Annotated in this window: 20 protein-coding genes; 4 read left to right on the top strand and 16 right to left on the bottom strand. The window is 71.5% G+C overall.

What is annotated here, in order from left to right; translation table 11 throughout:
* The first annotated feature begins 294 nt into the window (after positions 1–294).
* Complete coding sequence (locus ACZ6MZ_RS22200) at positions 295–1,074, top strand: hypothetical protein (protein WP_389789443.1); 780 nt, start codon at positions 295–297, stop codon at positions 1,072–1,074.
* A gap of 101 nt (positions 1,075–1,175) precedes the next feature.
* Positions 1,176–1,526, top strand: coding sequence for a hypothetical protein (locus tag ACZ6MZ_RS22195; protein ID WP_469353795.1), 351 nt, complete (start codon positions 1,176–1,178; stop codon positions 1,524–1,526).
* A gap of 123 nt (positions 1,527–1,649) precedes the next feature.
* On the opposite strand, the gene der is transcribed toward ACZ6MZ_RS22195, so the two are convergent.
* From der to aroH, 5 genes are all read right to left on the bottom strand, one after another.
* Positions 1,650–3,110, bottom strand: coding sequence for a ribosome biogenesis GTPase Der (gene der / locus ACZ6MZ_RS22190; RefSeq protein WP_384193952.1), 1,461 nt, complete (start codon positions 3,108–3,110; stop codon positions 1,650–1,652).
* Positions 3,111–3,183: 73 nt separating this feature from the next.
* Entirely contained in the window at positions 3,184–3,786 is a 603-nt protein-coding gene (locus ACZ6MZ_RS22185) for a lysophospholipid acyltransferase family protein (RefSeq protein WP_469354075.1), read from the bottom strand.
* Between the two features lie 53 nt (positions 3,787–3,839).
* On the bottom strand, positions 3,840–4,553 hold the full coding sequence (gene cmk, locus ACZ6MZ_RS22180; protein ID WP_469353793.1) for a (d)CMP kinase: 714 nt from the start codon (positions 4,551–4,553) through the stop codon (positions 3,840–3,842).
* A 160-nt stretch (positions 4,554–4,713) separates the two neighbouring features.
* Positions 4,714–5,799: a prephenate dehydrogenase gene (locus ACZ6MZ_RS22175; RefSeq protein ID WP_384191400.1), complete on the bottom strand. Its 1,086-nt coding sequence runs from the start codon at positions 5,797–5,799 to the stop codon at positions 4,714–4,716.
* Positions 5,796–6,158, bottom strand: coding sequence for a chorismate mutase (gene aroH, locus ACZ6MZ_RS22170; protein WP_384191417.1), 363 nt, complete (start codon positions 6,156–6,158; stop codon positions 5,796–5,798). Before aroH ends, ACZ6MZ_RS22175 begins: the two co-directional genes overlap by 4 nt.
* A 224-nt stretch (positions 6,159–6,382) precedes the next feature.
* On the opposite strand from aroH, the gene ACZ6MZ_RS22165 reads away from it, so the two are divergent.
* Both ACZ6MZ_RS22165 and ACZ6MZ_RS22160 read left to right on the top strand, forming a co-directional pair.
* Positions 6,383–6,880, top strand: a complete 498-nt coding sequence (locus tag ACZ6MZ_RS22165; protein WP_469353791.1) for a QcrA and Rieske domain-containing protein — start codon at positions 6,383–6,385, stop codon at positions 6,878–6,880.
* Between the two features lie 100 nt (positions 6,881–6,980).
* The gene (locus ACZ6MZ_RS22160) at positions 6,981–7,727 is read left to right on the top strand and encodes a nucleotidyltransferase domain-containing protein (protein ID WP_469353789.1); all 747 of its coding nucleotides are present in this window, start codon (positions 6,981–6,983) and stop codon (positions 7,725–7,727) included.
* On the opposite strand, the gene ACZ6MZ_RS22155 is transcribed toward ACZ6MZ_RS22160, so the two are convergent.
* From ACZ6MZ_RS22155 to ald, 11 genes are all read right to left on the bottom strand, one after another.
* Positions 7,653–8,450 (bottom strand): nucleotidyltransferase domain-containing protein, encoded by a 798-nt coding sequence (locus ACZ6MZ_RS22155; protein WP_469353787.1) that lies wholly within the window; start codon positions 8,448–8,450, stop codon positions 7,653–7,655. The genes ACZ6MZ_RS22160 and ACZ6MZ_RS22155 overlap by 75 nt on opposite strands.
* A gap of 3 nt (positions 8,451–8,453) precedes the next feature.
* Positions 8,454–9,476 (bottom strand): ADP-ribosylglycohydrolase family protein, encoded by a 1,023-nt coding sequence (locus ACZ6MZ_RS22150; RefSeq protein ID WP_384337383.1) that lies wholly within the window; start codon positions 9,474–9,476, stop codon positions 8,454–8,456.
* Positions 9,473–10,249: an NUDIX hydrolase gene (locus tag ACZ6MZ_RS22145; RefSeq protein ID WP_469353785.1), complete on the bottom strand. Its 777-nt coding sequence runs from the start codon at positions 10,247–10,249 to the stop codon at positions 9,473–9,475. The genes ACZ6MZ_RS22150 and ACZ6MZ_RS22145 overlap by 4 nt, the downstream gene beginning before the upstream one ends.
* A complete protein-coding gene (locus ACZ6MZ_RS22140) occupies positions 10,213–11,292 on the bottom strand; it encodes an AAA family ATPase (RefSeq protein WP_469353783.1) in 1,080 nt (359 codons plus the stop codon). Before ACZ6MZ_RS22140 ends, ACZ6MZ_RS22145 begins: the two co-directional genes overlap by 37 nt.
* On the bottom strand, positions 11,289–11,939 hold the full coding sequence (gene pnuC / locus ACZ6MZ_RS22135) for a nicotinamide riboside transporter PnuC (RefSeq protein WP_389791872.1): 651 nt from the start codon (positions 11,937–11,939) through the stop codon (positions 11,289–11,291). Before pnuC ends, ACZ6MZ_RS22140 begins: the two co-directional genes overlap by 4 nt.
* 149 nt (positions 11,940–12,088) lie before the next feature.
* Positions 12,089–13,387 (bottom strand): pseudouridine synthase, encoded by a 1,299-nt coding sequence (locus tag ACZ6MZ_RS22130; protein ID WP_469353781.1) that lies wholly within the window; start codon positions 13,385–13,387, stop codon positions 12,089–12,091.
* A complete protein-coding gene (gene scpB, locus ACZ6MZ_RS22125) occupies positions 13,387–13,953 on the bottom strand; it encodes an SMC-Scp complex subunit ScpB (RefSeq protein ID WP_469354074.1) in 567 nt (188 codons plus the stop codon). The genes ACZ6MZ_RS22130 and scpB overlap by 1 nt, the downstream gene beginning before the upstream one ends.
* Before the next feature lie 98 nt (positions 13,954–14,051).
* The gene (locus tag ACZ6MZ_RS22120; protein ID WP_469353779.1) at positions 14,052–15,206 is read right to left on the bottom strand and encodes a segregation and condensation protein A; all 1,155 of its coding nucleotides are present in this window, start codon (positions 15,204–15,206) and stop codon (positions 14,052–14,054) included.
* A 45-nt stretch (positions 15,207–15,251) separates the two neighbouring features.
* The gene (locus ACZ6MZ_RS22115; RefSeq protein WP_384191408.1) at positions 15,252–15,854 is read right to left on the bottom strand and encodes a hypothetical protein; all 603 of its coding nucleotides are present in this window, start codon (positions 15,852–15,854) and stop codon (positions 15,252–15,254) included.
* Positions 15,851–16,972 carry a ParA family protein gene (locus ACZ6MZ_RS22110; RefSeq protein ID WP_384191363.1) on the bottom strand — a complete coding sequence of 374 codons (1,122 nt, stop codon included), beginning with the start codon at positions 16,970–16,972 and terminating at the stop codon, positions 15,851–15,853. The genes ACZ6MZ_RS22115 and ACZ6MZ_RS22110 overlap by 4 nt, the downstream gene beginning before the upstream one ends.
* A gap of 381 nt (positions 16,973–17,353) precedes the next feature.
* Positions 17,354–18,469, bottom strand: coding sequence for an alanine dehydrogenase (ald, locus tag ACZ6MZ_RS22105; RefSeq protein WP_389791865.1), 1,116 nt, complete (start codon positions 18,467–18,469; stop codon positions 17,354–17,356).
* Positions 18,470–18,557 lie beyond the last annotated feature (88 nt).

Here is an 18,557-nt window from a genome sequence, read left to right as displayed (position 1 = left end):
CGGTGCGCCGAAACCACCGGAAGGACCAACGAGATTCAGCCACCCCTTTGATTGGCCGATCTCCCGATTTGTCGACCTGTCGCTCTACTGACCTGCGGCTCGTCATACCGGGTCAACTTCCTGCTACTTACGAGGTGTTGAGATGGAATGACTCGTTCCGGCCGACGGCTCGCCCGGTGCGCCGGATGGTTCGATTCCATGCCCTCCGGCGCGTGACTCCGGCGACGGCTCACCCGTTGTCTCTTTACGAGCCGGGAACAGCCCGGCCCACGCACCGAGTTCGAGGAGCCACCCGTGCCGCGCATGCTCGACGTCAGCGAGGACGTACGCGCCGAGATCGGCGACGAAGAAGCCGACCGGCTGCTGGCCGGCGAGAACTCCCCGGGCAGCTACGACTGCACGTCCTGCCGGACCCCCGGCGACTCCGAACAGGAGCGGACCAGCACCGTGCTGTTCGTCGGTGAGGAGACCGCCGTTCTCGCCTTCGCCCACGCCACCTGCATTCCCTCCCAGGTCGTCCAGGTCGCCGAGGACCAGCTCCAGGGCGCGGTCCGGAGCATCACCGGCAACGAGCCGCAGGGGCAGGGGGCCCACTCCACCGGCGCCGGCCAGGCCGTCCTCGGTGTCACCAGCGGGCTGGTGCTGATCGGGGGCGATCTGCATCCCGCCCTGGTCGTCGAGCCGACCGTCGCCATCGCCAGGCCGGGGTCGAGGGGCAGCACCGACGAATTCCTCCCGCTCCTCGTCGAGCAGGGCTTCCAGCCGGTCACCGATCTGAACCGGCTGCCCGTCCTGCTGTCCGGCTGGTCGGTGCTGCTCGCCATGGGCCAGCTGCACGCCGTGCTGCAGCCCGGCACCACCGGCCCGGTCGCCTGGTGGCAGGCCCACCAGCCGCTCCAGGTCACCGAGGGCTGGCGGACCGCGGCCAACAGGTCGCACACCGTGCTGGTCTTCGCCGCGCCGGTCGGCTCCATCGGCCAGCAGCCCCGCGAGGACCTGCTGCGCGACGCCCTGGAGAAGGCCGTCGTCAACGGCAGGCTGGTCGCCGCCGCGATGCCGCTGGCCGGCACGTGACGGAGGCCCGGCGCCCCACCGCCCGGCTGTCCCGCCCCACGTCAGCAGCGAATTCCGGGGACAGCCCGCATCCGACGGACGACGGGGTCGTTGGCACGTATGTGCACTCATACGACCCCTCCCGCCACCAGTACCAGCGCCAGATCTCCTCCATGCGCCCCGCGCGGGACGTAGCGGACGGGTACTCGACGACGCCGATCTACGACGCGCTCTACTCCGAGTTCCGCCGGTCCTTCAGGGCGCTGCCCGGCGACCGGAGCAATGAGGAGAACCTCGGCTTCACGGCCTTCGGCACCGGGCTGCACGCGGCCCACGCCGGCGGCCACGGCGCGCTCGGTCACACGTCGTACGCAGGCTCCTGGCAGCGGGATCCCCGGCAGCACACCGGGCGGCACACTCCGGCGGCCCTCCCCCCGGCGGCCCTTCCGCCGGGCCCACGCCGCGGCGCCTGAGCGGCGCCCCGGGCTCCTCGGGGTCCTGGCAGCCCCTGACAGCCGGAAGCCGTGGGGCCCGGCGCGGAATCATCCGCGCCGGGCCCCACGGCTTCCGGCTTCTCGCGTGTCCCCGCTACCGGGTCACTTCTTGCGGCCGCGCTTCTCCCGCACGCGCACGGAGATATGGATCGGAGTGCCCACGAAGCCGAACTCCTCGCGCAGCCGGCGCTCGACGAAGCGCCGGTATCCGTGCTCGATGAAGCCGGAGGCGAAGAGCACGAAGCGCGGCGGCTTCGTCCCCGCCTGCGTACCGAACAGAATCCGGGGCTGCTTGCCACCCCGGATCGGGTGCGGGTGCGCGGCGACCAGCTCTCCGAGGAACGCGTTGAGCCTGCCGGTCGGAACCCGGGTCTCCCAGCCCGCCAGCGCCGTCTCGATCGCCGGGACCAGCTTCTCCATGTGGCGGCCGGTGCGCGCCGAGACGTTCACCCGCGGCGCCCAGGCGATCTGCGCCAGCTCCGTCTCGATCTCGCGCTCCAGGTAGTAACGGCGCTCCTCGTCGAGGGTGTCCCACTTGTTGTACGCGATGACCAGGGCGCGGCCCGCCTCGACGGCCATCGTGATGATCCGCTGGTCCTGGACGCTGATGGACTCGCTCGTGTCGATCAGTACGACCGCGACCTCGGCCTTCTCCACGGCGGCCGCCGTACGCAGCGACGCGTAGTAGTCCGCGCCCTCCTGGAGGTGGACCCGGCGGCGGATGCCCGCGGTGTCAATGAACTTCCACACCGTGCCGCCGAGCTCGATCAGCTCGTCGACCGGGTCACGGGTGGTGCCCGCGACCTCGTTGACGACGACGCGCTCCTGGCCGGCGACCCGGTTCAGCAGGGACGACTTGCCGACGTTCGGGCGCCCGATGAGCGCGATACGGCGGGGCCCGCCGACCGCGGTGCCGAAGGTCTGCGCCGGGGCCTCCGGCAGGGCTTCGAGCACCGCGTCCAGCATGTCGCCGGTGCCGCGGCCGTGCAGGGAGGAGACCGGGTGCGGCTCGCCGAGGCCGAGCGACCAGAGCGCGGTCGCGTCCGCCTCCCCGCTCTGTCCGTCCACCTTGTTGGCACAGAGCACGACGGGCTTGCCCGCCTTGCGCAGCAGCTTGACCACGGCCTCGTCGGTGTCGGTCGCGCCGACCGTGGAGTCCACGACGAAGACCACCGCGTCGGAGGCCTCGATCGCGTACTCGGCCTGGGCGGCGACGGAGGCGTCGATGCCCAGGACGTCCTGCTCCCAGCCGCCGGTGTCGACGACCTTGAAGCGGCGTCCCGCCCACTCGGCCTCGTAGGTCACCCGGTCGCGGGTGACGCCCGGCTTGTCCTCGACGACCGCCTCGCGACGGCCGATGATGCGGTTCACGAGGGTCGATTTACCGACATTCGGGCGGCCGACGACGGCGAGGACGGGCAGCGGGCCGTGACCGGCCTCACCGATCGCGCCCTCCACGTCCTCGGCTTCGAAGCCCTCCTGCGCGGCAAGCTCCATGAACTCCGCGTACTCGGCATCGCCAAGCTCCCCGTGCTCGTCGCCGGAGTCGATCTGGTCGTTCATGAAGTCCGTACCTCGTTCATCGTGATCGGTGCGCCGCGGCACGCGGCGCACTACTCAAGTCCTGCCCAGCGCCTTACGAGCGCTTGGCCTGGCGCCCGGTGAGGCGCCTGGCGTTCTCCAGGTGGGCGGTCAGCCGCTCCTGGATCCGCACGGTGGCGCCGTCCAGCGCCTTGCGGGTGCGCCGCCCGCTGCCGTCACCCGCCTCGAAGGCGTCGCCGAAGACGACGTCCACGCGGCTGCACAGCGCGGGCAGCGCGGGTATCAACCGTCCATGGCTCTCGGTGCTTCCCAGGACGGCCACCGGGACGATCGGCGCCCCGCTCCGTACAGCGAAGTATGCGAGCCCGGCGCGCAATGAGGCGAAATCGCCCTCACCCCGGGTGCCCTCGGGGAAGATCCCCAGCACCCCGCCGTCCCTGAGCACACCGAGCGCGTCGCTGATCGCGCCGCGGTCGGCGACCTCACGGTCCACCTTCAGCTGTCCGATGCCCCGCAGGAACGGGTCGAGCGGACCGATGAAGGCTTCCTTCTTGATCAGGAAGTGCACCGGGCGGGGCGCGGTGCCCATCAGCATCGGGCCGTCGATGTTGTGCGCGTGGTTGACGGCAAGTATGGCGGGGCCACTCGCCGGAACCCGCCAGGCGCCGAGCACCCGCGGCTTCCAGAGCCCGTACATCAGTCCGATACCGATGCCGCGCCCGATCGCCGCGCCCCTCCCGGACGGTGCGCTCACGTGGCGTCCCGCTTCTCCCCGACCAGGGTAACGATGCACTCGATGACCTGCTGGAGCGTGAGGTCCGTTGTGTCCACCTCGACCGCGTCCTCGGCCTTCGCGAGCGGGGACGTCTTACGGCTGGAGTCGGCCGTGTCCCGCTTGATCAGCGCTTCCCTGGTGGCGACGACATCCGTCGCCCCCTTGCCCTTCAGCTCCCCGCTGCGGCGGGCGGCGCGCGCCTCCGGCGAAGCGGTGAGGAAGATCTTGACGTCCGCGTCCGGCAGGACCGTCGTACCGATGTCGCGGCCCTCGACCACGATCCCCTTCCCGGCGGCCGCGGCGATGGACCGCTGCAGCTCGGTGATGACGGTCCGCACCTCGGGCACGGCGCTGACCGCGCTCACCTCGGAGGTGACCTCCTGGGTACGGATGGGGCCCGCGGCGTCCACCCCGTCGACGGTGATCGTGGGAGCGGCCGGATCGGTGCCGGAGACCAGGACGGGCTTGCCCGCGGCGGTCGCGACAGCGGCGGGATCCCGCACGTCGACGCCGTTGCTGAGCATCCACCAGGTCATCGCCCGGTACTGCGCGCCGGTGTCCAGGTAGCTCAGCCCGAGCTGGGCGGCCACGGCCTTGGAGGTGCTCGACTTGCCCGTGCCGGAGGGCCCGTCGATGGCGACGATCACAGCGGCCGAGGCCGTCCGGGCGGCGGTTGCTCCGTTTTCCACGGGGGCGGACACCTTTCCTGGTACACGGGATGAATGCGAGGGGACGTCCATACGCCCCCGCACAAGGTTACCGAGTACTCAGGGCCTCGAATGCACCCGTTCGGCGGGACGCTTCCCGGCGCACATCGCGCCCCGCGCCCCCGGGTGGCCCCCGTGTGATCTACTGCCGGACCGACCAGCCGCGTTCCCGCAGGGCCGCGGCGAGCACCGGGGCCGCCGCCGGCTCCACCATCACCTGGACCAGGCCCGCCTGCTGTCCGGTCGCGTGCTCGATCCGCACGTCCTCCACATTGACCCCGGCCCGGCCGGCGTCCGCGAAGATACGGGCCAGCTCGCCCGGCCGGTCGCTGATCAGCACCGCCACGATCTCGTACACCGCCGGGGCCGCGCCGTGCTTGCCCGGCACCCGCACCCGGCCCGCGTTGCCGCGCCGCAGGACGTCCTCGATGCCGGCCGCGCCGCCGCGCCGCTTGTCCTCGTCGGAGGACTGGAGCGCGCGCAGCGCCTCGACCGTCTCGCCGAGGTCCGCCGCCACGCCCGCCAGCACATCGGCGACAGGACCGGGGTTCGCGGTGAGGATCTCGACCCACATCCGGGGGTCGGAGGCCGCGATCCGGGTGACATCACGGATGCCCTGGCCGCAGAGGCGTACGGCGGTCTCGTCCGCCTCCTCCAGCCGCGCCGCGACCATCGACGAGATCAGCTGGGGGGTGTGCGAGACCAGGGCGACCGCCCGGTCGTGCGCGTCGGCGTCCATGACCACCGGCACGGCGCGGCACAGCGCGGCCAGCTCCAGGGCCAGGTTCAGTACCTCGGTGTCGGTGTCCCGGGTCGGGGTCAGCACCCAGGGGCGTCCCTCGAAGAGGTCGGCGGTGGCGGCCAGCGGCCCCGAGAGCTCCTTGCCCGCCATCGGGTGCGTGCCGATGTACGCGGTCAGATCGAGGCCGAGCGCCTCCAGCTCACGCCGGGGGCCGCCCTTGACGCTCGCCACGTCCAGATAGCCGCGGGCCACGCCGTCCCGCATCGCCGCGGCGAGCGTGCCGGCGGTGTGCGCGGGCGGTACGGCGATGATCGCGAGGTCGACGCGCCCCTCGGGCGCCTCGTCCGTCCCCGCGCCGAGCGCCGCGGCGGTGAGGGCCCGGGAGGGGTCGTGGTCGGTGAGATGGACGGTGACCCCGCGGCCGGCCAGGGCCAGCGCGGCCGAGGTGCCGATCAGGCCCGTTCCGATGACCAGGGCGCTTCTCACTGGGCGATGTCCTTGCGGAGGGCGGCCGCGGCGCCGAGGTAGACGTGCGCGATCTCGGACTTGGGGAGGTCGGACTCGATATGGGCGAGGATCCGGACGACGCGCGGCAGGGCGCCGGCGATGTCCAGTTCCTGGGCGCAGATCAGCGGCACGTCGACGATACCGAGGCCGCGGGCCGCCGCGGCCGGGAAGTCGCTGTGCAGATCGGGCGTGGCCGTGAACCAGATACTGATCAGATCGTCCGCGGTGAGCTCGTTGCGCTCCAGGATCGTGGTCAGGAGCTGCCTGACCTGGTCGTCCATGTGCCCGGACTCGTCCCGCTCCAGCTGGACGGCCCCGCGAACCGCTCGTACCGCCACGACGTTCTCCTCCATGGTCGAGTGCTCGCTTCAGCGTAGTCAGCCACGGGGAACCCAGCGTCCGCGACCGCTCTCCGAGACGGCGAGGGGCCAAGGGCCGCCGTCCCCCCTTCGTGCGGCCATTCGAAGGACCTCGCGCGGGGACTCCGCTGTCTCCGGGGCACGGAGCGCCAGGATGCTGGTGATAACCGGCGGATACGAGGTCACGACAGAGGGAGACACTCATGGATGGCGGTACGGTGCGGCGCACGGTACTCGCGGCGGGCGCCGTCGCGCTCGTCCCCGGCTGCGGCGGTAACGGCGACGGCAGCGGGGACGGAAGCGGGAACAGTGGCCGCAGGCCCCCGCAGCCGTCGGGCCCGCCGGCCGGGTCGCCGGCCGTGAAGACCACCCCGCCGTCGGCCGGGTCACCGGCCCAGTCACCGGCTCAGTCATCGGCCCCGCTCGCCAGGACCTCGGACATCCCGGTCGGCGGCGGCAAGATCTTCGCCGACCGGAAGGTCGTGGTGACCCAGCCGACGGAAGGGGAGTTCATGGCCTTCTCCGCCATCTGCACCCATGTGGGCTGCACGGTGGCGAACGTCGAGGAGGGCACCATCGACTGTCCCTGCCACGGCGCCAGATTCAGCGTCATGGACGCCGCCGTCGTGGCCGGTCCGGCCCCGCGCCCCCTCCCGGCCCGGGAGATCACCGTGTCCGGGGACAGGATCTTCCTCGCGTGACCCGGTGACCGTGCGCGCGTGATCCCGTGCCCGGCCCCCGTGATCCGCCGGCCACGAGGGGCCGGCGGGCCCTCCCGTACCCTCCCGTACCCTCTCGCCCATGACGCCGTCCGAAGCCCTTGTCCGCGACCACACCGTCTACTCCTGTGTGATGGGCTCCCGCGCCTTCGGTCTCGCGACGGACGACAGCGACACCGACCTCCGCGGGGTCTTCCTCGCCCCGACCTCGCTGTACTGGGGTTTCGAGAAGCCGCCGGCCCATGTCGAGGGGCCGGCGGCCGAGCAGTTCTCGTGGGAGCTGGAGCGCTTCTGCGCTCTCGCTCTGCGCACCAACCCCAATGTGCTGGAGTGTCTGCACTCCCCGCTCGTCGAGCACATCGACGACACCGGCCGTGAACTGCTCGCGCTGCGCGACGCGTTCCTGTCCCGCCAGGCCCATCAGACCTTCGTCCGCTACGCCGACGGCCAGCGCAAGAAGCTGGAGGCGGATGTCCGGCAGTACGGCGCCCCGCGCTGGAAGCACGCCATGCATCTGCTGCGACTGCTCGTCTCCTGCCGGGATCTGCTGCGTACGGGCCGGCTGGTCATCGACGTCGGTACCGACCGGGAGCCACTGCTGGCGGTCAAGCGGGGCGAGGTCCCCTGGCCCGAGGTCGAACGGCGGATGACCCGCCTCACCGCGGAGGCCGACGCGGCGACCCTCCACTCCCCCCTCCCACCCGAGCCCGACCACGCCCGAGTCGAGGACTTCCTCATCCGCACCCGCCGAGCCTCAGCGCTCCAAGCGGACCCGGACGACCAGGTCGTGGAGTGCCTCGTGGACGACGGGGGCGGGGGTGTCCGGTAGCGGTGAGATCGGCCGCGCCTCGTCCAGGGCCGTGCGCAGCGCCGTCATGTCCGTGTCCAGCCGGTCCCGCTCCACTCCCACGGCCGGCGCGTGTTCGGCGTCGGCCTTTGCCGCGATCAGCTCCGGCAGATAGTGCGGCGCTGCCACCTCCTCCAGCAGGGTGGGCAGATGGGCCCGCACCTCGCCGCTTCGCATCAGATGGATGCCTGTGAGGAGGGCGCGGAAGGTGTAGAGCAGTGGCTTGAGCTCGCCGGTCGACTCGAACAGCCGCCACTGTGTGCGGGCGAATCCCAGGTAGTGGTGCGCGTGATGGGAGGTCAGCACGCCGGGCGCGAGCGCCACCAGTTCCTGGTGCGCTTCGGTCGTGTGCACGACCAGCGGCGAGAGCAGCTGCTCCAGCACATAGCCGTTGCGCCGCAGCATGAGCCCGACGAACTTTCGCAGGTCGTGGGTGACGAGATCCATCTCCACGCCGTCCCGGTCCCACATCCGCGACCGCGTCTCGTCCGGCTCACGCAGCCCGATCAGCGCGGCGACCGGCAGCAGATGGGCACCCCGCAGATCGACGTCCGAGTCCCGGGACGGGAATCCGTACAGATGCGCCCCGGAGACCGTGGCGAACAGCAGGGGGTCGGTCTCCTCCGCGAGGACCGGGCCGAGGTCGGTGACCGGCAGCCCGGCCTCGTGGAGGCGTCGTTCGCGGCTCTGTTCTTCCGTACGCATGGGTCAAGCGTCCCAGAGGGCCGCCAGCGACAGCAGGTCGCTCCGGTACTCGATCCGCTCGGCCCACTCCTTGGGCCAGGCCCGCGCGCCCAGGTGCGCGCCGGCGAAGGCGCCCGCCAGGGAGGCGATGGAGTCCGAGTCGCCCTTGGTGCAGGCGGCCCGGCGCAGGGCGGTCACCGGCTCGGCGGGGAAGAGCAGGAAGCAGAGCAGGCCGGTGGCGAGCGCCTCCTCGGCGACCCAGCCGTCCCCGGTCGCCAGGCAGGGGTCGGTCTCCGGTGACGGCGTGCGCAGGGCGTGCTGGAGGCGTTCGAGGGCGCCCAGGCACTCGTCCCAGCCGCGCGCGATGAAGGCCTCGGGCGTGGGGTCGCCGGCGTGCGTCCAGAGGTCGCCGAGCCAGCGGTGGTAGTAGCGGTCCCGGTTCTCGTACGCGTACGAACGCAGCTGGCCCGCCAGCCCCAGCGGCTCGCCGCCCTGCGCCAGCAGGTACACCGCCCGCGCCGTGAGATCGGAGGCGGCCAGCGCCGTCGGATGACCGTGGGTGAGCGCCGCCTGCAACTGCGCGGCGCCCGCCCGCTGTTCGTCGCTCAGGCCCGGGACCAGCCCGATCGGCGCGACCCGCATATTGGCGCCGCAGCCCTTGGACCCGGTCTGGCTCGCCTGCTGCCAGGGCCGGTCGCTGTCGAGGAGCCGGCAGGCGGTCAGGCAGGTGTTGCCGGGGGCGCGGTTGTTGTCCGGGGAGTGGTACCAGTCGACGAACTCGTCGCGCACCGGCCGCTCGAGACGCAGCGGGCCCAGCACCCCCCGGTCCATCGCGGTCCGGATGCCCCGCGCGAACGCGAGGGTCATCTGCGTGTCGTCCGTGACGAACGCGGGATCCGGCAGGGCCATCTCCCGCCACGGACCGCACTTCGCGAGGATCGACGGCACATCGTTGAACTCGGTCGGGAAGCCCAGGGCGTCGCCGAGTGCGAGCCCGATCAGCGAGCCCGTGGCGGCTTGCTTGGTGATGGCCCGTGCGGTGATCATGCGGTCCGTCCTTCCGGTCGCAGAAGAGGTGGATGCAGTGTGGTGGCGGCGCCCGCGCGGTACAGGGCGGCCGGTTTTCCACGGCCGCCCGTCCTGCGGCGCGGTCCCTCCACCGCCTGGACGAACCCTGGCGTGGTGAGGACCTTGCGCCGGAAGTTGGGACTGTCGAGCACGACGCCCCAGACGGTCTCGTACACCTGCCGCAGCTCCCCGAGCGTGAACTCGGCCGGGCAGAAGGCCGTGGCGAGACAGGTGTATTCGAGCTTGGCGCCGACGCGGTCGTAGGCGTCGGCGAGGATGTGGTCGTGGTCGAAGGCGAGCGGGCCGCAGGCGCCGAACTCCATCCACCGGGCGCCGGCCGCGTCCCCGCCGCCGCGCGGCTCCGGCAGATCCGGTACGAGCGCGGTGTACGCCACGGACACGACCCGCATCCTGGGGTCGCGGTCCGGGTCGCTGTAGGTCCGCAGCTGTTCCAGATGGAGCGCGGTGGCGGTCCGTTCCGACAGGCCGGTCTCCTCGGCGAGTTCACGGCGGGCGGCCTGTCCGGCGGACTCCTTCGGCAGTACGAAGCCGCCCGGCAGCGCCCAGTCGCCCCGGTAGGGGTCCTGTCCGCGCTCGACGAGCAGGACGTGCAGCCGGCCCTCCCTGACCGTGAAGACGGCGAGGTCGACGGTGACCGCGAACGGCTCGAAGGCGGACGGGTCGTAGCCCTCCGGAGCGCGCGACCGCGGGGCGTTCACCGTCGCTCCGGAAGGGGCGGGGCGAAGTCCCATCCCCGGCCGAGCAGGGCGTCCACGGCGGCGACGGCGGTGGCGAGCCGCTCCTCGTGCGGTCCGCTCACGACGAGGAACTCGCGCCCGGTGCGGGTGAGTTCGGCGCGGAACCGGCCGGTCATCCAGGGCCGCAGCTCCTCGCCGTCCCGCAGCCCGTCGTCCTCGAAGGCGACGCCTTCGTGGTCGGTGAGCAGCCACAGCTGATGGGGAATCAGATCGGCGATCTCCTCGACGCGCGGGTTGCGTCCGCCCACATACCGTTCGTGCCAGACGGTGGTGGCGAAGGAGTCGGTGTCGCAGAACAGGACGGGTGAGCCGGCCCCGGCCGCCGCGTCCTCCAGTGCGTTCTGCCGCTCGGCGATCCGCGGGAAGTCCGCCGTGGTGAATTCGACGTCCTCCCACTGCGCCCGCGGGTGGTCGACGCGCAGGGCGGCCAGTTTGAGTTCGCTGAACTCCCGCCCGTACTCAGGGACGTACCCGGTCCGCGCCCAGGTCCCGCCGCGCCGCCGGTAGTGGCCGGCGAGCGCCCGCGCGAGCGTCGTGGTGCCGGTGGACTCGGCGCCGAGCACCACGACGCGCCGGGTGAGCGCCGCGCGTACGGGCGGCGCCAGGAAGTCCCAGCAGCCGACCGGGTCCTTGCGCACGGCCGTGCCGGAGACCGGGAAGACCGTACGGTCCGGGTCGACGCACACGGACGCGGCGCCGAACCGCCGCCCCAGCTCCGCTCCGTACGACTCCGAGCTGAAGACGGCGTCCACGCGCTCGGGCACGGCGCCGCGGAAGACCGCCATGTGCGCGTCCCAGACGGCGGGGTCGTTCAGGTCCATGACGACGTCGTCGACGGCCCCCACCACCCTGACGTCCGGGTGGACTTCACGCATCCAGCGGACGCGGTCGGCCAGCGGCACGGACTCCACGGAGGAGGCGCAGACCAGCACGGTCAGCCGCTCGCAGCGGCCCCGCGCGGTCCGTACGAGATGGTGGTGGCCGGCGTGCGGCGGATAGAACTTGCCGAGCACAAGACCGTGTTCGTAGCCGGTCATACGGCCGTCGCCTCCACCGTCCGCCGGGCTCCGGCCAGGTCCCGGGTCCAGTTGCGCAGCCCGGCCAGGCAGAGGGCCAGGAAGCCGGCGTAGAGCAGGGAGGTCAGGTAGAGGTCCTTGTACGCGTAGAGCGGGATGTACACGACGTCCGCCGCGATCCACAGCCACCACGACTCCAGCCGCTTGCGGCACTGGCCGTACGTCGCCATCAGGGAGAGCGCGGTGGTGAGCGCGTCCCAGAAGGGCACGGTCGAGTCGGTGGCGCGGCCGAGGAGGACGGTGAGCGCGAGTGTCCCCACCACCCCCGCCGCGAGCAGCCAGCCCCACTCGGTGCGGGTCGTGCGCCGCACCGGCAGGGACGAGCCCGGGCCACCCCCGTGGGTCCAGGTCCACCAGCCGTACGCGGCGAGGGTGATGAAGACGACCTGCAGCCCCGCGTCGGCGTACAGGCCGGCCTGGGTGAACAGCAGGATGAAGAAGACGTTGTTGGCGATGCCGATCGGCCAGTTGGCGAGGTGCTGGCGGGCCACGAGCCACACACAGAGCGCGCCACTGCCGAAACCGAGGACCTCGGTCCAGCTGACCGGGGTGTCCAGGACGGTCAGCAACGGCCGCTGCAAGGGATCGAGAATGTCCGCGAGACTCACGCCCGCCTCCTTAATGGTCACACTGACTATAAAGGTGAACGGACCTGCCCGACAAGCGAAAAAACCCGCGGCCGTGAGGGCGCGGGCTTTTCTTCCGTACCGCCGGCGCCAGGGGCACCAGCGGCAACAGGGGCGTACTCAGGGGCGGGTTACAGCCCCACTTCCTTCATCAGCATGCCGACCTCGGTGTTGGTGAGGCGGCGCAGCCAGCCGGACTTCTGGTCGCCCAGCGGGATCGGGCCGAACGACGTCCGGACCAGCCGGTCGACCGGGAAACCGGCCTCGGCGAGCATGCGGCGGACGATGTGCTTGCGGCCCTCGTGGAGGGTGACCTCGACCAGGTAGTTCTTGCCGGTGTTCTCCACGACCCGGAAGTGGTCGGCCTTGGCGTAGCCGTCCTCCAGCTGGATGCCGTCCTTGAGCCGCTTGCCCAGATCGCGCGGCAGCGGGCCCTGGATCGCGGCCAGGTAGATCTTCTTGACGCCGTACTTGGGGTGCGTGAGGCGGTGGGCCAGCTCGCCGTGGTTGGTGAGCAGGATGATGCCCTCGGTCTCCGTGTCGAGCCGGCCGACATGGAAGAGCCGGGTCTCGCGGTTGGTGACGTAGTCACCGAGGGACTGGCGGCCGTCCGGGTCCTCCATCGTGGAGACGACACCGGCGGGCTTGTTCAGCGCGAAGAAGAGATGCGACTGCGTGGCGACGGTCAGTCCGTCGACCTTGATCTCGTCCTTGTCCGTGTCGACGCGCATGCCCTGCTCAAGGACGATCTCGCCGTTGACCTCGACGCGGGACTGCTCGATCAGCTCCTCGCAGGCGCGGCGCGAGCCCATGCCGGCGCGGGCGAGGACCTTCTGCAGCCGCTCACCTTCCTGCTCGGCGCCGGGGTTGGTCCTGGGGGTCACGACCGAGGGCCGCTCTGCGTACCGGTCGCGGTTGCGCTGCTCGATCTTGGCGTCGAGCTCGCGGGGACGGGACTGGCCGCCGCGGCGCGGGCCGCCACCGCTCTGCGAGGACTTGGGACCGCCCTTGGCACCGCCACGGGCCGCCGCGCCGCGGGCGCCGCCCTGGCGCGCGCCCTCGCCGGAGGAATCGCCGGAGCCGGCGGAACGGCGGGTGCCACCGGGCGCACCGGAGGCACCGGAACCACCGGTGGGGCCTGAGCGGCCGACATCGTAACGGCGCTCCTCGGGACGGGGACGGGACGGCCGCTTCGGCTGCTCGTCACGCCCGGCGCCGGCGCCCCGGGTGTCCCGGCTGTCCCGGGCGTCCCGGTTGCCGCCGGCGCCCCGGCTGTCCCGATTGCCGCTGCCGCCCCGGCTGTCCCGGCTACCGCTGCCGCCCCGGCCGTCCCGGTTACCACCGGCGCCCCGGCTGTCCCGGTTACCGCCGCCGCTCCCGCCTCCGCTGTTCCTGTTGCCGCTTCCGCTGTTCCTGTTGCCGCTTCGCATTAAATGTCCGTCTTGTCGTCTGCGTCGGTGTCCGGTGCGTCCGGATCGAACGACGGAACGCCTTCGAGGGTCTCGGCCTCGATCGCGTCCGCCTCGGGGAGGAAGGGCGCGAGCTCCGGAAGCTCGTCCAGGCCGCGCAGGCCCATCCGCTCCAGAAAGTAGTTCGTCGTCCTGTACAGGATCGCACCTGTTTCGGGTTCCGCGCCCGCCTCCTCCACCAGCCCGCGCTGGAGGAGGGTGCGCATGACGCCGTCACAGTTCACTCCGCGTACCGCGGAGACCCGGGAACGGCTCACCGGCTGGCGGTACGCGACGACCGCGAGGGTCTCCAGCGCGGCCTGGGTCAGCCGGGCATGCTGGCCGTCGAGCACGAAGCCCTCGACGGCCTCGGCGTACTCGGGCCGCGTGTAGAACCGCCAGCCGCCGGCGATCAGCCGCAGCTCGAAGCCGCGGCGCTGGACGGTGTACTCGTCGGCCAGCTCGCGCAGCGCCTCCGCGACGGCCCGCCGGGGGCGGTCGAGGACCTTGGCGAGATGCTCCTCGGTGGCGGGCTCGTCGACGACCATGAGGACCGCTTCGAGAGCCGGCTTGAGGTCCAGCTCCGCGACCGTCCTCGTACTGGTGCTCGCGCTCGCACTCGTGCGCGTACTCCGCTGCTCGCCGCTCACGCGTTCTCCTCGCTCGGCTCATCGGCCGTCTCGTCGGCCGTATCGTCGGTCGTCTCGTCGGTCGGGCCGGGCTCGCGGTCGAATTCGTCGGTCACGGCCGGCTCCGCGTCGCCGTCCCCGCCCGTCCAGCGGACCATCAGGGTGCCGAGGGCCTCCTCCTGGTCCAGGGCGACGGCCCGCTCCCGGTAGAGCTCCAGCAGCGCCAGGAAGCGCGCCACGACCGTGAGGGAGTCGGCGGCGTCCGCGGTGAGCGCCTGGAAGCTGGCCTCCCCGCGCTCCCGCAGCAGCGCGACGACGATCCCCGCCTGTTCCCGTACGGACACGAGCGGCGCGTGGATGTGATCGACGTACACCTGCGGCTTCGGCTTCGGCTGCATCGCCTTCACCGCGAGCCGCGCGAAACCCTCGGGCCCGATACGGATCACGACCTCGGGGAGCAGCTCGGCGTGATGGGGTTCGAGGCCGACCGTGCGGGGATAGCGCCGCGCCTCCCTGTCCAGGCGCTCGCTGAAGATCTCCGCGACGTGTTTGTACGCGCGGTACTGCAGGAGCCGCGCGAAGAGCAGGTCCCGTGCTTCGAGCAGCGCGAGATCCGCCTCGTCCTCCACCTCGGCGGTGGGCAGCAGCCGGGCGGCCTTCAGATCCAGCAGGGTCGCCGCGACCACCAGGAACTCGGTGGTCTGGTCGAGGTCCCAGTCCGGGCCCATGCCCCGGATATGCACCATGAACTCATCGGTGACCTTGGAGAGCGCGACCTCGGTCACATCCATCTTGTGCTTCGAGATGAGCTGCAGCAGCAGATCGAACGGCCCCTCGAAATTCGCGAGCCGCACGGTGAAGCGCCCGTCACCCGCGTCAGGCCCCTCCGTCGCGTCCGTCGCGTCGCCATCGGCCGGAGAGCCGGGTGCCACGTCCGGGACGGCCGCGGGCACCTCTTCCACCGGCGCGGTCACCACCGCGGGCACAGCCGTGGGCACAGCCACCGGCGCAGCCGCTTCCGGCGCGGCAGGAGGCGGCTCGGGAGCCGGCGCGGGAGCCGGCGTGGCGGCCGTCGCCGGTGGCGCGTGGCCCGCGGTCGCGGGCGGCGACGCTCCCGGGCCGCGGCCCAGGCTGCGGCGGGGCGGCCGGGTGGGATCGGGGGGCGGGGGCATCGTGGTCCTGGGGGCTGGAGCAGGGGCTGCCCGCGCAGGCTACCGTCAGCGCCCGCGCAGGCGCCGTACGAGAATGCTCGCGTCGCCGCGTGATTCGAGGTCCGCGAGGACCACGGCGACCGCCTCACGGACGATCCGCCCCCGGTCCACGGCGAGTCCGTGCTCACCGCGCAGGACCAGCCGTGCGTGTTCGAGGTCCATCAGTTCCTCGGCCGAGACATAGACCGTGATCTTCTCGTCGTGCCGCTCACGCCCGCTGGGGCGGCGGTTCGCGCCGCGGCCCCGGCGGCGCTGCTGCCCGCCCTGGGGCCCCGCGGCAGATGCCGCGCCCGGAGAACCGGCCTCCTGCGGCCGCCGCCCCTTGACCGAGGAGGCGGCCTGCTCCGCGTCGGCGGTACGGCTCCTGGACGACGCCGCGGAGTCCGCCGTCGCGGCGCCGTGTTCCTCCACCGGGGCGGACGAGGACGAGTTCCCCGCCGGACCCGCCGGGGCTCCGGCCGCCGGGTCGCCGGCCGGATCGCTCTCCCCCGCCGGCGCCGGCACCCGTGGCTCACCGTTCGCGTTGCGACGCTGGGAGGCGGGCGAGGAGGACTGCAGCGCCATGCCCCCGGTCGTACGGAACAGCTCGTCGGCCCCGGGCAGACTCACTCGGCGTGACACCGGGCGAGCACCTCCCTGGCGAGCTGGCGATACGCGGCGGCGCCCACGGAGTTCGAGGCGTACGTGGTGATCGGCTCTCCGGCCACCGTGGTCTCCGGGAAGCGCACCGTCCGCCCGATCACCGTGTGGTAGACGTGATCGTCGAAGGCCTCGACGACACGGGCGAGGACCTCGCGGCTGTGCACCGTACGGGAGTCGTACATCGTCGCCAGGATGCCGTCGAGCTCCAGGTCCGGGTTGAGCCGCTCCTGGACCTTCTCGATGGTCTCCGTCAGTAGGGCCACCCCGCGCAGCGCGAAGAACTCGCACTCCAGCGGCACGATCACCTTGTGCGCGGCGGTCAGCGCGTTCACGGTCAGCAGACCGAGCGACGGCTGACAGTCGATCACGATGTAGTCGTAGTCCTGCAGCAGCGGCTTCAGCGCCCGCTGGAGCGTGGACTCGCGCGCGACCTCGCTCACCAGCTGCACTTCGGCGGCCGAGAGGTCGATATTGCTCGGCAGCAGGTCCATGTTGGGCACCGCGGTCTTCAGGAGGACCTCGTCGGCCGCCATGCCCCGCTCCATGAGCAGGTTGTAGACGGTGAGGTCCAGCTCCATCGGGTTCACGCCGAGACCGACCGACAGGGCTCCCTGCGGGTCGAAGTCGACGAGCAGCACGCGCCGTCCGTACTCCGCGAGCGCGGCACCCAGGTTGATGGTCGACGTGGTCTTGCCGACGCCGCCCTTCTGGTTGCACATCGCGATGATCGTCGCGGGGCCGTGATCGGTGAGCGGGCCCGGGATCGGGAAGTACGGCAGGGGACGCCCGGTCGGGCCGATCCGCTCGCGGCGCTGGCGGGCAGCGTCGGGGGCGAGGGTGGCCGCGTACTCGGGGTCGGGCTCGTACTCGGCGTCGGGGTCGTAGAAGTGCCCCTCGGGCACTTCGTCGTAGACGGCGAATGGAGTGGACTCTCGGCCACCCTCGTTGCCGGCCATGGCGTTCACGTGTAGGCCGTCCATCATCTGGTGGGCTGTCGTCATGTGCTGGTGGTTGGCGAAGGTGCGGACAGCGACGGAGCCGACAGCCTCGAATCCCGACGACCGGCTCTGGCCCGTCGCAGGCATTCCTGGTTGACCACCCCCGGGAGTAAATGTCGACTTATTCACAAGTCGTCTTACCTCCTTGGACGTGACCAGGAAACTTATCGATAGGTCAGCGTGGCACTATGCCGACGGTTGGCGACTCTATGGCGTGTCACCGGTCCGCAGCAACACAATCCGCCGGACCCGGCCCGATGTGTCGGCAACCGAACACCTCCCTGTCAAGGGCGCACGAGCCTCTCACCAAGGCATGGCGGGCACCTTTCACGGGTGTGCGAATCGGTGAAAAGGTTACGTTCGACGTGAGTTGAGCGGGGGTCGGGAAACGGCGGGGCACGCGTCCGGCCGGACCTCGCTGAGCAAGATCCGGCCGTTGGCGTGATGTTGACGATGCGCGTTGACGCATCAGCCCAGAAGCATGCTCAATTCGGCGTGATCCAGCCCATGGGCCTCGGCCACCTCACGGTAAACGACCTGGCCCTCATGGGTGTTGAGGCCCTTGGCGAGCGCCGGGTCACGGCGCAGCGCCTCGACCCAGCCGCGGTTCGCGAGCTCCACGATGTACGGCAGCGTGGCGTTGGTCAGCGCATACGTGGAGGTGTGCGGAACCGCGCCCGGCATGTTGGCGACGCAGTAGAACACCGAGTCATGGATCTGGAAGGTCGGCTCGGCGTGCGTCGTGGGGTGGGAATCCTCGAAGCAGCCACCCTGATCGATTGCAATGTCGACAAGTACACTTCCGGGCTTCATCTTGGCGACCAGCTCGTTGGTGACCAGCTTCGGCGCCTTCGCGCCGGGGATGAGAACGGCGCCGATGACGAGGTCCGCGTCGACGACCGCCTTCTCCAGCTCGAAGGCGTTGGAGACGATCGTCTGGACCTTGGTGCCGAAGATCTTGTCGGCCTCGCGCAGCTTGTTGATGTCCCGGTCGAGCAGGGTCACGTGGAAGCCCATGCCGACGGCGATCTGTGTGGCGCTCCAGCCGGAGACACCGCCGCCGATGACGACGGCCCGGCCGGCCGCCGTACCCGGGACGCCGCCCGGCAGGACGCCGCGGCCGCCGGCCGAGCGCATCAGGTGGTACGCGCCGACCTGCGGGGCCAGCCGGCCCGCGACCTCGGACATCGGGGCGAGCAGCGGCAGCGCGCGGTTCACGGTCTCGACCGTCTCGTACGCGATGGCGGTGGTGCCGGAGTCGAGCAGGGCGTCCGTGCACTCACGGGACGCGGCCAGGTGCAGATACGTGAAGAGCGTCTGGCCCTTGCGCAGCCGGTGGTACTCCTCGGCTATGGGCTCCTTGACCTTCAGCAGCAGGTCGGCGGCGGCCCAGACCTCGTCGGCGGTGGGCAGGATCCGCGCCCCGGCGGCGATGAACTCGTCGTCCGTGATCGAGGAGCCGACGCCGGCGTTCCGCTCGATGACGACCTGATGACCGTGGCTCACCAGCTCGTGCACACCGGCGGGGGTGATGGCCACCCGGAACTCGTTGTTCTTGACCTCGCGGGGGATACCGACCAACACGGCAGATCACGGTCCTTGACTCAGGGGATTCCGGGGGCAATCCCATACATACCCGGGCGCGCACGGCGCACGGGAAGTCACCGCAGGA

This window comes from Streptomyces sp. NPDC042201 (genome assembly GCF_055582185.1).
This window is presented reverse-complemented; position numbering and strand designations above follow the sequence as displayed.